At 63.2% G+C, this 13,341-nt stretch carries 15 protein-coding genes; 2 read left to right on the forward strand and 13 right to left on the reverse strand.

Going from position 1 to position 13,341, the window contains the following annotated elements; translation table 11 throughout:
* Positions 1-102: 102 nt before the first annotated feature.
* Positions 103-1,401, forward strand: coding sequence for an MFS transporter (locus AC6CH8_RS12205; RefSeq protein ID WP_429330822.1), 1,299 nt, complete (start codon positions 103-105; stop codon positions 1,399-1,401).
* 15 nt (positions 1,402-1,416) lie between these two features.
* Here the strand turns inward: AC6CH8_RS12205 and AC6CH8_RS12210 are convergent, their stop codons facing one another.
* From AC6CH8_RS12210 to AC6CH8_RS12220, 3 genes are all read right to left on the reverse strand, one after another.
* Positions 1,417-1,830 carry an Hpt domain-containing protein gene (locus AC6CH8_RS12210; RefSeq protein WP_420179386.1) on the reverse strand — a complete coding sequence of 138 codons (414 nt, stop codon included), beginning with the start codon at positions 1,828-1,830 and terminating at the stop codon, positions 1,417-1,419.
* The gene (locus AC6CH8_RS12215) at positions 1,823-2,578 is read right to left on the reverse strand and encodes a signal peptidase I (protein ID WP_498190794.1); all 756 of its coding nucleotides are present in this window, start codon (positions 2,576-2,578) and stop codon (positions 1,823-1,825) included. Before AC6CH8_RS12215 ends, AC6CH8_RS12210 begins: the two co-directional genes overlap by 8 nt.
* 101 nt (positions 2,579-2,679) lie before the next feature.
* The gene (locus AC6CH8_RS12220; protein WP_364307671.1) at positions 2,680-3,288 is read right to left on the reverse strand and encodes a TasA family protein; all 609 of its coding nucleotides are present in this window, start codon (positions 3,286-3,288) and stop codon (positions 2,680-2,682) included.
* 208 nt (positions 3,289-3,496) lie between these two features.
* On the opposite strand from AC6CH8_RS12220, the gene AC6CH8_RS12225 reads away from it, so the two are divergent.
* Positions 3,497-4,252, forward strand: a complete 756-nt coding sequence (locus tag AC6CH8_RS12225; protein WP_498190797.1) for a ZIP family metal transporter — start codon at positions 3,497-3,499, stop codon at positions 4,250-4,252.
* A 45-nt stretch (positions 4,253-4,297) separates the two neighbouring features.
* Here AC6CH8_RS12225 and AC6CH8_RS12230 read toward each other — a convergent pair whose 3' ends face one another.
* The 10 genes from AC6CH8_RS12230 to AC6CH8_RS12275 form a co-directional block, all read right to left on the reverse strand.
* The gene (locus tag AC6CH8_RS12230) at positions 4,298-5,551 is read right to left on the reverse strand and encodes a hypothetical protein (protein ID WP_498190799.1); all 1,254 of its coding nucleotides are present in this window, start codon (positions 5,549-5,551) and stop codon (positions 4,298-4,300) included.
* A 393-nt stretch (positions 5,552-5,944) separates the two neighbouring features.
* The gene (locus tag AC6CH8_RS12235) at positions 5,945-6,205 is read right to left on the reverse strand and encodes a GlsB/YeaQ/YmgE family stress response membrane protein (protein WP_091463889.1); all 261 of its coding nucleotides are present in this window, start codon (positions 6,203-6,205) and stop codon (positions 5,945-5,947) included.
* A 73-nt stretch (positions 6,206-6,278) separates the two neighbouring features.
* On the reverse strand, positions 6,279-7,241 hold the full coding sequence (locus AC6CH8_RS12240) for a serine/threonine-protein kinase (protein WP_498190801.1): 963 nt from the start codon (positions 7,239-7,241) through the stop codon (positions 6,279-6,281).
* Positions 7,238-7,639, reverse strand: coding sequence for a hypothetical protein (locus tag AC6CH8_RS12245; protein WP_420179392.1), 402 nt, complete (start codon positions 7,637-7,639; stop codon positions 7,238-7,240). The genes AC6CH8_RS12240 and AC6CH8_RS12245 overlap by 4 nt, the downstream gene beginning before the upstream one ends.
* A 79-nt stretch (positions 7,640-7,718) precedes the next feature.
* Positions 7,719-8,216: a MarR family winged helix-turn-helix transcriptional regulator gene (locus AC6CH8_RS12250; RefSeq protein ID WP_498190803.1), complete on the reverse strand. Its 498-nt coding sequence runs from the start codon at positions 8,214-8,216 to the stop codon at positions 7,719-7,721.
* A gap of 97 nt (positions 8,217-8,313) precedes the next feature.
* Positions 8,314-9,378, reverse strand: a complete 1,065-nt coding sequence (locus AC6CH8_RS12255) for an FUSC family protein (RefSeq protein ID WP_498190805.1) — start codon at positions 9,376-9,378, stop codon at positions 8,314-8,316.
* Positions 9,379-9,537: 159 nt separating this feature from the next.
* Positions 9,538-10,791 (reverse strand): hypothetical protein, encoded by a 1,254-nt coding sequence (locus AC6CH8_RS12260; protein WP_498190807.1) that lies wholly within the window; start codon positions 10,789-10,791, stop codon positions 9,538-9,540.
* A complete protein-coding gene (locus AC6CH8_RS12265; protein WP_498190809.1) occupies positions 10,788-11,303 on the reverse strand; it encodes a hypothetical protein in 516 nt (171 codons plus the stop codon). Before AC6CH8_RS12265 ends, AC6CH8_RS12260 begins: the two co-directional genes overlap by 4 nt.
* A 1-nt stretch (position 11,304) precedes the next feature.
* Entirely contained in the window at positions 11,305-12,171 is an 867-nt protein-coding gene (locus AC6CH8_RS12270; RefSeq protein WP_498190811.1) for a COG1470 family protein, read from the reverse strand.
* 90 nt (positions 12,172-12,261) lie between these two features.
* Positions 12,262-12,717, reverse strand: a complete 456-nt coding sequence (locus AC6CH8_RS12275; RefSeq protein ID WP_498190813.1) for a hypothetical protein — start codon at positions 12,715-12,717, stop codon at positions 12,262-12,264.
* Between the last annotated feature and the right edge of the window lie 624 nt (positions 12,718-13,341).

Raw genomic sequence — 13,341 nt, forward strand, 5'->3', positions numbered from 1 at the left:
TGGTAGAACGTGTGCCAGGCAACATGATGCGGTGATACAACTCTCATGACTGACCGAACGTTCTGTGGTCGGCACCAACCACCAAGAAGTACCGAGGACGCTATGCCAACGATGTCATCTGCCCGCCGCTCCCAATGGCCTGTCTGGCTCTGTTGGCTGGCCATGGTGCTGGACGGCTTCGACCTGGTGGTCCTGGGCACCGTCATCCCGACACTCATCAAGACCGGCGAGCTGGGCTTCGACGCAGTCGGAGCCACTTTCGCCGCCACCATCTCCTTGGTGGGTGTGGGCCTTGGCGCTCTCTTCATCGCGCCGCTCTCAGACAAATTCGGACGCCGTAAACTGCTGATCGCCTGCGTCGCAAGCTTCTCGCTGTTCACCATCGGAGTTGCCTTCGCCCCGAACGTCGCCGTCTTCTCGCTGCTTCGTATGCTGGCAGGGCTGGGCTTGGGCGCCTGCCTCCCCGCGGCCCTGGCATACATCAATGACTACGCTCCAGCCGGGTCCGCCGGCAAGTCCACCACCCGGACCATGACCGGATACCATGTTGGCGCTGTGGCAACGGCACTCCTGGCCATTTTTATCGTTCCGAACTGGCGACTCATGTTTATCATCGGCGGTGTAGCCGGGCTGCTGCTCCTGCCCTTCCTGTGGGTCAAGCTGCCGGAATCGCTCCCCGAAGCAGCCTCCGCCAAGACCGGCCCCGCCAAGTCCAGCGAACTGAAGGCGCGTGAACCCGCGAACACAACAACCGCCGTCGAGCATTCAACGGGCACAAAACCAAAGACCGGCTTCCGCGACCTCCTGCAGAAGCCCTATCCCATGGTTGCCGTGGGCATTGGCATCGCATCATTCATGGGGCTGCTGCTGGTTTACGGCCTAAACACGTGGCTGCCGCAGCTGATGGCGGCCGCCGGATACCCCGTGAGCACTGGCCTGACGCTGCTGCTTGTCCTGAACCTCGGTGCCGTCGCGGGCCTGTTCGTTGCCGGAATCCTGGCCGACAAACACGGGACAAAGAAGATCGTGCTGATGTGGTTCGGGTTGTCCGCGGTGTTCCTGGCAATTTTGAGCGTCAAGATCCCGAATGAGTTCCTCCTCAACGCTGCCGTGTTTGTCACCGGCGTTTTTGTCTTCAGCTCGCAGGTGCTGGTCTACGCCTGGGTCAGCCAGCTGTTCCCACCCCGGCTCCGCGGAACCGCGCTGGGATTCGCCGCAGGAGTGGGCCGGCTCGGCGCGATCGTTGGACCTGCAGTTACGGGAACCCTGGTCGCTGCGAACATTGCCTACCCTGCCGGTTTCTACGTGTTCGCTGCCGCCGGTGTGTTGGCCGTGGCCGCGCTGTTCCTCGTGCCGCATGAGGTCCGGACCGCCGACACCGGCGTCCTGGCTGAGCGCTGAACGGCACCTTGAGCGCTAAAAGCTAGTCCGGGGCGTGGAGCAGAGCGACTCCCGCGCCTTCCCCAGCAACTGCGGTCCTGCAGCAAAACAGCGGTCCGTCGAGTTTTGAAGCGCCGTGAACGCCTGAACGGCGGAATCAAAGTGGTCTTCGCGGATCATCATTTCCATGGCTCGGCACTGGCCCTCTGTTTCCAGGGCGCCAACCATGCCCGAGGCGATCTTGAGGCTCAGGATGGCGTCCATGCTCGCGTTGACGTCGTGCGTGGACAGGCCGCTGGAGATACTGCGAATCCGGTCAGGCAGCATGGACAGGTACGTAGAGAGAAAGCGGAGCACTGGCGTGGAATCTCCCAACTCGTCAGCCAGCGCCTGCAGCCTGCACGGTTCCAGTGTCATCGGCGCCGGCGTGGGGACCGGGTCCTCACTCACCGCTTGCTGCCTGAGGTGCTGCGGCGTCTTCCGGCGATGACTTGGTGGGCTCTTTAGTCCAGATGGAGCCGAGCATTCCGATGACCAGGATGGCGGGTGCGCCGTACATGAGGGTGTTCATGACGATCGGCTCGCGGAGGGCGCGGATGGCGTTGCCGACGTGCGGGATCGTGGCGATCTGCTTGTCCACGGTTTTGCCTTGGAGGGTGGCGATCCAGGGGTCGATGCCGTTATTGGCATCGCCCTTGGTTTGCACCGCGAAGCCGCCGTCTGCGGTGGTGGTGATCTCTGTAATGCGGTGGGTTTCCACACGCTGGTCTTCGACGGGGATGTGGTAGGTGATGACGTCGCCTACTTTGATGTCCGAGACGGGCGTGGGGACGGTCACGACGACGTCTCCCGGGTTGATAAGCGGGGCCATGGACCCGGTCAGCATGGTTGAGGTCTGGTAACCGAAGACCCGCGGCCCGATGGCCAGGAAGAGGAACACCACGGCAGCAAGGACCAGCATGCCCACGCCGATTCCCCTAACCACCTTGCCGGCAACCCGTCGAAGACCACTCGGCTTGCCGCTGACCGTAGTTGTGGCGGCAGGTTCCGGTGGAATCACGACGGCGTTGGGCCGGGTCGCGGAGGCGGGCGTCACCGCGGTATCCGCCTCAGAAACTGGTGCTGCGGTTTCAATGGCCTGCGCGGCGGAACGCCGGCCCTGGACTGCGGGTTCGTTGATGCTGGTGATGGTGCTCATTGCCTGGCGTTCCTTTCGTTGTTGGGTAGGGCTTTACCGGCGGACCTGATCGGGCAGGGGGGCGCCCGACCAGGCCCGGCGGGGCTGTTGTGTTGCTGTGTCTATTTGGTGGTTTCGGTGCGTTGGGTGCCGGTGAAGGCGAAGGCGATGGTGGAGGTGGCGCCTTGGAAGTCGTTGTTCGCGGTGGTGGGGAACGCGGTGGTGACTTTGAGGTTGTCGGTTTTGGCCGAGGTCAGGGAGGTGAGGTTGTTCAGGACCTTGTTCGCGGCGATCACCGGTGAAGGGGCCACCACGGTGGTTTTGGTGCCGGTGCAGTTGTAGGGGGCTGCGGCGCCGGTCCAGGCTACGGAGCAGTTTTCGATGGTGAGCTGCAGGCCGTTGGTGACATCGGTGGTGAGCAGGGACGCGGTGGTCCCGGCGGAGGTGGTGAGGGTGACGTTGTTCAGGTCCGAGTTGCCGGTGTTGGCCAGGGTGACGAGCTTTTCGACCTTGTCGCCGGGGAGCAGGCCTGCGACGGGGACGTTGAGGGTGTTGGCCGGGCCGGGTGTTCCGAGGGCGATGGTGACGGTGCCGGCGGTGACTGCCTGGGAGGCGGAGGTGGAGGAGGTGAAGGCGCCGTAGGTGCCCATGCCTGCCACTGCGGCTGCGGTGCCGACCAGTGCGACGGACGCGAGGATCTTACCGGAGGTGGTCTTGAGGCTGATGGCCATCTGAGTATGGTCCTTTCGGGAGGCCACCGTGGTCCGGCCGGCCGTTCGTTTTCCAGCCTCTCTGGCTGACAAGAACTACTGTGCAGGGCCCGGATCAAGAACAAATCCTGCTCTTCCTCAGGAAATCATCAAGACTTTCAGCAGCCACACAGACCTCATGTGCAACACTTCTTGATGCACACGAACGGCTGATGGGAGGGCAAGACGAATGCCAATGTGGTTACAGGCCTTGATGTGGGGAACTCTGGCCGGCGGTGCGCTGGTCCTCGGGGCGGGTATCGCATGGGTATGGAGAGTGCCGCCCAAAATCGTGTCCACAGTGATGGCCTTCGGCGCCGGGGTATTGATCTCTGCGTTGGCTTTCGAACTGGTGGACGAGGCCGGGGAAGGCGGCGGGCTGCTCCCCACGGTCCTGGGCTTTCTCCTGGGCGCACTGATCTTTGTGGGCTCCAATGCCCTGCTTGCCCGCGCCGGGGCCAAGCATCGCAAGCGCTCCGGCGGAGCTCAGCCCTCAGAAAAGGACTCCCCTGGGAGCGGCACTGCCATCGCAGTAGGTGCACTCATTGACGGCATTCCGGAATCGGTGGTTCTGGGGGTCGGCCTCCTCGCCGGAGGGGCAGTTAGTCCGGCCATGCTCGCCGCAGTCTTCATTTCGAATGTTCCGGAGGGCCTGTCCAGCACAGCAGGAATGAAGAAGGCCGGACGCAGCCCCGCATACGTCTTTGGCACGTGGGCCGGCATCGCGGTGTTCAGCGGGCTTGCCGCGCTCCTGGGGTACACCGCTCTGGAAAACGCTCCGGAGACCGTCATCGCGTTCATCACCGCCATCGCTGCAGGCGGAATCCTGGCCATGCTTGCCGACACCATGATTCCCGAGGCCTTTGAGGAGCACCACAACCTGACGGGACTGACGGCCGCCGTCGGATTCCTGAGCGCCTTTACAATTCACCACGTCGGCGGCTGAGCTGTCCGAAAGAGGCAGCCGGACGAGCGAACTGTCGCGGGCAAACTAGGGCAGCAGCCCAATCACGGGTAAGGCAATCGCCGTCGAGACGGCCATGGCCGCTGTATTGCCGATGACCGGATGGAAGCCGGCCGGCAACCGCGCGGAAATTGCCCTGGCCAGAGGCGGTGCGAGGACCGCACCCACCACGGCGCCGCCCACCATTCCCGTCCAGGAGCCGCCATACGCGAGGACTGCCGCAGGAGCCACTGACACCACGGACGCGTAGGTGGCCGCCCACCCGCCGTCGCGGTACCAGCCCCGCCACAGCGTGACGCCGATGGCCGAGGTCAACGCTTGGGCAAACAGTATGTGAGGGAGCAGGCCCGTCCCGTACGACGGCAGCGCCGGGTTCAGGACAAATGCCGCCGCCACAGCCAGGATCAAACAGGCGGCGGCGAGCTCGTTGGCGAAAAAATGCGTTTCAGTGAAGTCCTTGAGCACCCTGCGCGCAGCCCAGGCGGCGTCGCCAGCCAAGTTTCGGTTGAAGCTCGACGGCGGCAACTCTGGTTGCGTAGCCGGTCGCGGCTCCCGCAGGACAAGCCACGGCATCCGCCGGGCGGCCAGGAACGAGATGACCGAACCCACCGACATTGCGAGGACACTCCCAACCACGGGTGGCAGGCCGAGCGGTTCTGAGACGGTAACTATGAACAACAACGCCAAGGGTGTGGTGGTGGCCGCCCCCAGGACCGCGCCGGTGATGCAGGCCCGCCAACCCGCTCCGTACATCAGGACCAGGGCGGGCGCGACGCAAACGAAAGGCACGAACGTTGGCTGCCATCCGTCGTCGAGCATCCAGCCGAACACCAGGTTGGACAGAATCAAACTCATGGACGCGGATACCAGGACCCAAGGCCAAAGGCCCGTCCCATAGCCAAGCGAGCCCGCCCATTTCGCACCTCGTCGGCCAACCCACCACGCGACCGCGGCGCCCGCGAGAAATCCGAGCGCTGCGAGATCGGACTTGTAGAACAGTGGCTCTGTCATGTCGCCCAGGAACCAGCGCACGGCGCCCAACGGGGTGTCAACGGCGTCTTGCGACCATCCCGCGTAGCCGGGACCACTCCGCGGCGAATGCTGAGCCAGCGTGTGAAGGAGAAGCGCGAATACACCGACGACGGCCACCATTCCGAAGGCTCCCAAGGCGGTGCCGGCGGCGCTGTGTTCGACGCTGGGTTCGACGCTGGGTTCGGGCGAAGGTTTGGGCGAACTTCCCTTCTGCGGGGTGGCGTGGTCAGCTGCAAAAGAGTGCGTCATTGGTGGCCCTATGCGTGCGGAGTGGCGTGGCTTTGAGCAGCGTAACCGACCCCTGGATGTCATCTGCAGTCGTCCAGCTACGGGAGAATTGTGACCGACGGGCTGGTGCACGCCGGGTTCTGACCAGTGACCGCATTGCGGGCCACCCGTCGTCGAGTCCTAAAAGCACGCACTCACCCGTACCGCGGTCCCCCGGCTGCTCCCAGGGAACGTGAGGCCCCGCCCATCACTCACTCTAAGGGGAGCACCCCAAGGGTGCCACGGGATTGGAGGCCCGCCTGTTCATCGACCAAGCACTCGGCTACTCGGCCGGATAGCCCTCTAAAACGCAGCGAAAAGGCCCCGACCCTGCAGAAACTGCAGCAGCGTCGGGGCCTCTTAGTGTTCAGGCAGTTATGCCTTCTTGCGCGTGACCAGTCCCCAGATAATGAGGACCAGCAGTGCGCCGCCGATCGCGAGCAGCCAGGTGGACAGCGACCAGAACTCGTTGATGCCCACCTTGAAGAGCGCGCTGCCGATCCAACCACCCAGAACGGCGCCCACGACGCCGAGGAGGATCGTGGTGATCCAGCCGCCACCCTGCTTACCGGGCATGATGGCCTTTGCAATGGCGCCGGCAATCAAACCCAAAATAATCCAACCGATGATTCCCATTTTTCATTCTCTCTTTCATAAGGAGGCCCCAGTTCGGCATAAGGACGCATGCCGCTATCTGCCTGATTGTTGGCTACCAGCTGAGCCGTCGGAGCATGCCGACAGCTTGGCTGGCAGACGGCCTGCCGGCAGGGTCGGGGTCTGTCATGGCATGAAGCACCATGGACCAGCGCCGCCGCACCGTGCCGGGAATTCGGGGTTCCCCCAGAGTCCTTGCCACCATGGACTCGAGGGGAGGGCCTGGGAACGCTTTGGTTCCGGTCAGGCATTCGAGTGCAACCAGGCCCAGCGAGTAAATGTCGCTGGCGGTTGTGGACGTTCCGCCGCATACCTCTTCGGGACTGAGGTAATGCGGTGTGCCCGAGGAAGAGTTGGGCGCAGCGTGGCGTCCGTTGAGGGCAATTCCGAAGTCCGCCAGTTTCGCGATTCCAAGACCGCGCGGGTCGGACGCGAAGTCCACCAGGATGTTGCCGGGCTTGATGTCGTTGTGGACGATTCCCCTGCGATGGACATGGGCCAGGGCGCGGGCAATATCGGTCATCCAGGCCGCCGTTTGCTCCGGGGAGGCGGGATTATCCTGCAGGAACCCACGCAGGTCCTTGCCGCCTACCAGCTCCATCACGACGAAGCTGCGGCCTTTCTGGCTGCCGACGCCCCCGGCGTCTGGCGTGTCCCCGGTTCCTGTCGTGTCGCCGGAGTCGAGGACCTTGACGATATTCCTGTGCCGCAACCGTCCATGGATTTCCAGCTCCCGCCGAAAGGGCGCGTTGTCCATGGAGTCCGTTGACCTGAAGATTTTCACCGCTACCGATTTGCCTGAGAGCAGGTCCCGGGCCTCGTTGACATACGCTTCCGAACCTCCACCCAGCTGGGCGCCGAGTCGGTAGCGTCCTCCAAGCACCACCTCGGGGTGCACCTGGTTGGCAGCTACTGCGTGGTGGTCAGCTACTGTCCCACGATCAGCTCCGGCGCCCTGACGATCAATTCCAGCGGCCCCGCGATCAGCGCGGACAGCCGCCCGTTCAAGGAGCGTCACTGAAGGAGGGATTCGACTTCGGTGGCAGGCACTCCGGTCAGGTCGGCCAGAGCGCGAGGATCGACACCGCCGTCGACCGCCTTTTTGAACGCCAGCTCGAGGGTGTTCTGGGCCACGGCGAGCTCATGCTGCAGGCTCTGCCGGCGGAGAGCCGCGATCCAGACACCGCTGACGGGGTCCAGTGCGTCAATATCCATGCGAAAGCCGCAACCGCAGGCCCACTCCGGCCAGATCGGCTCTACAGAAACCCACTGCATGGAGTCGTAGGATGGTCCGGCGGAGATAGCCATATGGGAACCGCAGTGCACGGGTCCCTGGGGGATAGCCTGTTCCGTGACAATGTCCACGGTATTTTCAGCCACTGGTGTGGAGCTTGGTTCACGCAGCGCGACTGTCATCGTTCTCTCCCACACATTCCCTAGTAAGTAGCTTGGCTATCTAGTTATATGTGTACTTACTACTTAAGTCCAGTCGAGATCAGGTGGCAACGGCGTCAATCGCTTCTCGCATACGCCTAAGAAAGTCCACCACCACCGCTGATTCCTCAGCGTTCAGGGTGCCCGCAACCTCCATCATTCGCCCGTGCATATCGCCCAGAGTGCTGCGGACCTCCTGGTCCGATCCTGGAGTTGGTCGGAGAATGAGCGCTCGTCGATCGGCAGGATTTGGCTCCCGGGTGACATAGCCCGACCTGACCAACCGGTCCACCAGCGAGGTCATGGAAGCGGAAGTAATCCCCAAGCGGACAGTCAATTCCTTGGGCCCCACATCCCGGCCTGCGCGCTCGGCCTCCAGCAAATAGCGGAGCGCCATGAGGTCCGTTTCGCCCATCCCCATGGAAGCCTGGGTTCGGCGCCGCATGTCGGCTTCGGCCGATCGGTAGTCCCTGAGTGCATTCAGGACGTCCACGGCACCCATCTGCTTGCGGCTCTCCAAGCCGTACCAATAGCCCTGTCGTTCACTTTTATCGCTCATCAACAATCCTCTGGTAGACATGTATCTCGATTGTCTAACCAATTGATCCTAGGTGATATGACGAGGCGATGCGGACCGAACCTCTGGGCATCAGAGCTTATGCACCCGGGCCACTCGCCCGCAGACGCCGCCAAACAGCAGGTGCCACTACGACCGCCACTCCGACGGCGGCACCAATGACGGTTTCGATGATGCGGTCACGGAGCAGCAAAGCCGGATCAACCGGCGCGGCCAACAGCGTGGCAATCAAGGCCAGCGGCGTCACGAAAACCTGCGCCACCAGATACTGGCGCGCGATGAACATCTCCGCCCCGAACTGGCACGCAGCAATGACCAGGACCATGGCCCACGGTGCAGGGTTGAGCCAGAGAATGCCGGCCAGCAGCGCCAGTCCGATCACGGTTCCCGCGATCCTTTGGATGCCACGACTGACCCTGTGACGCGTCGAGTGGCCCACCAACGGAACCACGGCCGCCACCATGGCCCAGTAGGTGTGCCCGAACCCGAGTCGCTCCCCAACCAACGTTGCGATGGTCCCCGCCAGGCCTGCTGCAACGAGATAACCACCGCCCTCAAGCCAGATCGCCCGGCGCTCAGCTGCGGTGTGACGGATGCGCGGAGGCCGTTTCCACGGTGTCCGGTGGCTTCTGAGCACGCGCGAAGACATGCCGATGAGCAAGCAAAAGACTGTGGTCCCCACCGCCACCAGCATTGCTTCCCAGAGGGGAGGTTGCGCGGCGATGGAGGCAATGGCAGCGAAGGCAAAAATGTGAAAGAGCGAGCCGCCGGGCCGGAGCCGCCAAGCGGCCACCACCACGGAGCAGACACCGGCCACCACAGTGGTGGCAGCCGTCAGGAGCCAGGAATAAGCTGCACCTTCCATGCCCGCGGCCTGCGCAAAACGGGCCATGAGTGTGGCCAGAAGAACGATCAAAAGCATGAAACCGCCGGCGCGCAACTGGCTCCGGAAACGCACGCTGTGGGGTTCGTTCCGGCCATAAATCCCCGTGAACGCACCGAAGGAGGCGAACACTGCCAGGTCCAGTCGACCCAGCAGGGTCAAGGTAATCAGCGGAACAAACACACCTACTGCGCAGCGGAGTGCGGGATGGTGGTCCTTGTTCCCAGGACCCATCGTGAACATTTCCGCTACAGCCTTCAAGTGGCAGCTCGCCTTTCGTCGCAGGATCAAACGTACGACGGCGGCGCTGGCGTCCGCTTCAAGGTTACGCCCGGGTTTTAGGGCTGCCCCGGTATTAGGTACAGATAGTGCCCCTCATCACGTGTGCGAGGGGCACTATCTCCGGACAAATTCCTGAGATCAGAAGCCGGACGGGGTTCCTGGTACCGACGAGGTGCCAAGCTGGTTGCCGGCGACGTCAGTCAGGCCGGAGGCCGGGGTGTAAGTCGGGAAGATAGTGGTCGAAGTAAGGGTCGCCCCTCCAGCGTTCCCTCCACCCAAAGTGACGGTGAGTGTTTGGGATGTCGAGCTCCAGTGCAAAATGCCGCCGCTGTTAGCTGTATTGAAGCTCAAATTGCTCGATGTGTAGTCTCCTCCGAGGGCAACCGAGCCTACTCTGAGCACCGGGCAGCTATTGGTGGTCACGGTGAGAGCGTCGTTGGCACTGACATTCACCACAACCCGGTTGTTCCCGTTGCCGCTCACAGTTTGGGTGCTGGCGGGGCTGGTCCAGGTACTGCAGATGGTGCTGGCCTTGAGCGGCTCGGAGAATGTCAGCGTTACGTAATCGCCTGCCTCAACCTTGCCGGCCGTGGCTCCGCCGTTGTTCAACCGAACCCCGGTCACCGTCGGTGCAGTCACGTCCTTCGTGGAATCTGCCGTACCTGCAGGGCTGGTGTTGCCGGCTGCATCCGTTGCACGGGCTGAGTAATTGATATTTCCTTCGTTGAAGGCGCTCATGTTCAGGAGTGGTGCCGTCCAGTTTCCGGACCCATTAGCCGTCATGGTTGCCGTCAAAGGCTGGGCCCCGGCACCAGTGACCGTGAGCACCACGGTTGAACCGGGTTCGGCGGTGCCGCTGACGGGAACGTTGTCCACATTGCTGGAATAAACGTAAACAGGAGCAGTGATAACAGGAGCTCCAGGCGCTGTGGCGTCCACGGCCGTCGCGGCGCTCCGCGTGCTTTCCGCGCCTTGCCATGACGATAGCAACGGCGTGACCGTGTAGTACCAGGTGCCGGTAGGAACATTGCTGTCCGCGCAAATAAGAGCGGCGACTGTTCCAGTACACGTGCCTGCCGCAGCGATCCTGGTACCCGCCGTCGCCGTGGCGTAGCGGGCGATGCTGTAGCCGGTCACGGACCGTCCTGCCGCCGTCGTACTGGCTGCCCAGGTGACCGTCACGTTGCCCCCGGAAACAGTGGTGACGGGTTTGGAGCCTTGGGCTACGGTGTCGGCCTTGGCGGCTCCGGGGCCCCCGCTGATCGAGCCCCAGAAGGCGGTGGCGGCCGGCCCTCCCCATGAGACGAGGAGAATACCTGCCACGATCACGGCAATTCTGTTCCAGAGGCCAAAAGTGGTCCCTGGGCCCTTTGACCGGCGATGCTTGCTCACTTCCGAACCTCCAGCGTCACGGGAACGTTGAACTGGGCGCCCTGGCAGACAGATAGCGAACCCGCGCTCATACTGGCCGTCCCTTGGAGCGTCAAAAGGATGGACGTATTCGCCTGGATGGTTACCGGTGGCGTCAACGGTGTTGGCGGGGGCGTAAACGTCACCCCGGTGGTGGTGCACCCGGGGTGTGCGGCATCGGCAGTCACGGGACCATTCGCCGCAATGCCGTAGATGGTGACGGCGTGGGCGTTGAGATTGGTGGCACGGAGAATGACATCGGCAGTTCCGCCGGGGACCAAGCTGGTTTGCAGGGTATCGCCCGGGACCAGGGCGTCCACCGTGACGGCCTGCATGGTGCCATTCGTTGCTGATCCGCTTCCGGTGCCCGTCGAAGCCCAGTACGCGTAAGCGGTCCCTGCGCCGCCCAGGACGCAGAGGGCAACGGTGGCGGCGGCTGTTCGGGCCAGCCGTCCATTGCCGGGAATGCGGGGAGTTCGGACTGTCGCAGTCATGTCAGTTCGCCTGTCCCGTGCCTGAGTACGTGAGCTTGAGGGTCGCGCCTTTGCAACCGTCTTGGAGCTGGGCGGTGTCGAGCATCTGGATTCGGGGCCACGCCGATTGGGAAACACCCAGGGCCGACAATGAGCGGGTGCCCGGCACCACGGTCAACGGATACTGGCCGGAGTATTGGCTGAGTTTGTAGTCCGCAGTGCTGCAGGGCAGGTTGGCAGCGACTGCGGTGGGGGTTCTGACCACTTGGCTGATAACCACGGTCAGGTTGGTTACCGCGATGCTTTTGTTGCTCCGGTTGGAAATCTGCAGGTCCAGAGGCCTGGAGACTCCGGGAGCCAGCATGCCGTCAACCGAGCCGGAAACATCGAAAGTCCGTTTGGCTTCCAGCACGTGCAGTTGCGCCTGCGATGACGCCTGGGTTGTTCCGCTTGTTGCCTTCAGCGTGAAGCCAGTCTTTCCTGCAGGGGTGTTAGGGGCCGTGGTCACGGTCAGGGTCGCCTGGGCTGTGCTGCCGGAGGAGAGGACCACCGACGACGGTTGCCACGCGGCCGCCGTTCCTGTTGGAAGGCCGACGACGGAGAAAGTCACCTGACCGGTGAAGCCTCCGACCGATGAGGCAGCCACCGTGTAGTTGGCAGATTGCCCCTGGTCCACGGTGCGGCTGGAGGGAGACAGCGTCACCGTGATCCCTTTGGATACGTTGGCTGCATTCGCCACGGCGTTGTCCTGCCCGCCGCTAGCGGCCAGCGTCACCATGGGCATGAGCGCCACCACCAGCACCAGGAACAACGCCCGTAGTGGAAGGCCGGCGCTGTGCAACGGCCCGGTCAGGTGCGGTGACGCGGCGCTCTTTGGTCGGGGGTCCATGGAGGCTCTTTTCAGGCGATGACGTGCAGGCAACGGGGACGGCCGGGCTGGGGACCTCCACTCGCAAGGTGGTCCCCGGCTCGGCAGGTGCTACAGGCTGGTGACGTTGACCGTCACCACTGCGCCCTTGCAGGCGTCCTGGTTGGCCGTGGTGCTGTCGTTGAACTTCAGCACGCCGCTGCCCACGGAGGTCCCGGTGGAATTTGCTGCCACGGGGGTGTTGGTGGTGACAGCAGTGACCTCGAACCAAGCAGGAAGGCAACCAGCCACGTTGGTGGTGACGTTGGCGCTGAGATCGCCCACTACCGTGCTGGAGGTTGTGGCGTTGTCTGCCGAGTAGGCCACATTCACCTGGTTGCCCGGAGCGAGCCCGCCGTCAAACGCAGCGTGGAGGGTGACGGTTCCGCCGCCAGCCGCATTGGTGGCCTCGCCGCTGCCCGAACCCGTGGTGGTCCAGTAGGCGTAGGCAGCTCCGCCGCCAACTGCCACCAGTGCCACGCCGGCGACTGCTGCTGTGATCCGGCTCTTCTTGGAAAGCTTGCGCATGATAAGACTCCTTGGTTGATCTACGTCCCGGGGAGCCGCATCGCAACCCCCAGCATCCGATCGGTGTTGTCGGATGAAGCGATGCCCCAATAGTTCAACCAAGCGCGGAGCTGTGGCTACTCTCGGATGTACCCCACTTTTCCGCCCGACCGAGGGGTCGGGAATACGCTCATCCCACAGGCGAGTACTCAGTTTTCGGCAGGGGTCTACTTGGGTGCCGACCAGTTTCCGCAGTCAGGACAGGCCGTGTGTACTCAGTTTCGGAGAGGCGGCTTCAGGGCGCTTGCGGAGCCAAAAGAGCCGGACATGACCGGCTCTCCTGGTGCACTGCGCGAACATTGTGCCTGTCTTGAGCAAAAACTGCGCTGGCGTTCGATTGCTTCGGTTTCATTACCTAACGCTGCGGCACTTAACCCCCGACGGCGGCCAGTCACCTCAGAGAGGCAACCAACCGCCGTCGTACTACTGCCCCAATGCCGCCGGTAGGGACGATTTCACCACGCGTGGGGAGCATGAGGAGTCCTTATGCTTCTTGGTGATGCTGTGCGTGGTGCTTAGCCGTGGGCGGCGAGGATGGTGGAGGCTTCCTGGCGGGTGGTGCCGGAGGACTCGATGTGGGCCAGT

This window comes from Paenarthrobacter sp. GQ52, from assembly GCF_059759005.1.

Coding starts and splice junctions, on each gene's coding strand:
- AC6CH8_RS12250 (WP_498190803.1), bottom strand. CDS start 8,216: ATGAGCGATAAAAGTGAACGACAGGGCTATTGGTACGGCTTGGAGAGC.
- AC6CH8_RS12275 (WP_498190813.1), bottom strand. CDS start 12,717: ATGCGCAAGCTTTCCAAGAAGAGCCGGATCACAGCAGCAGTCGCCGGC.
- AC6CH8_RS12230 (WP_498190799.1), bottom strand. CDS start 5,551: ATGACGCACTCTTTTGCAGCTGACCACGCCACCCCGCAGAAGGGAAGT.
- AC6CH8_RS12270 (WP_498190811.1), bottom strand. CDS start 12,171: ATGGACCCCCGACCAAAGAGCGCCGCGTCACCGCACCTGACCGGGCCG.
- AC6CH8_RS12215 (WP_498190794.1), bottom strand. CDS start 2,578: ATGAGCACCATCACCAGCATCAACGAACCCGCAGTCCAGGGCCGGCGT.
- AC6CH8_RS12235 (WP_091463889.1), bottom strand. CDS start 6,205: ATGGGAATCATCGGTTGGATTATTTTGGGTTTGATTGCCGGCGCCATT.
- AC6CH8_RS12205 (WP_429330822.1), top strand. CDS start 103: ATGCCAACGATGTCATCTGCCCGCCGCTCCCAATGGCCTGTCTGGCTC.
- AC6CH8_RS12225 (WP_498190797.1), top strand. CDS start 3,497: ATGCCAATGTGGTTACAGGCCTTGATGTGGGGAACTCTGGCCGGCGGT.
- AC6CH8_RS12265 (WP_498190809.1), bottom strand. CDS start 11,303: ATGACTGCGACAGTCCGAACTCCCCGCATTCCCGGCAATGGACGGCTG.
- AC6CH8_RS12245 (WP_420179392.1), bottom strand. CDS start 7,639: ATGACAGTCGCGCTGCGTGAACCAAGCTCCACACCAGTGGCTGAAAAT.
- AC6CH8_RS12220 (WP_364307671.1), bottom strand. CDS start 3,288: ATGGCCATCAGCCTCAAGACCACCTCCGGTAAGATCCTCGCGTCCGTC.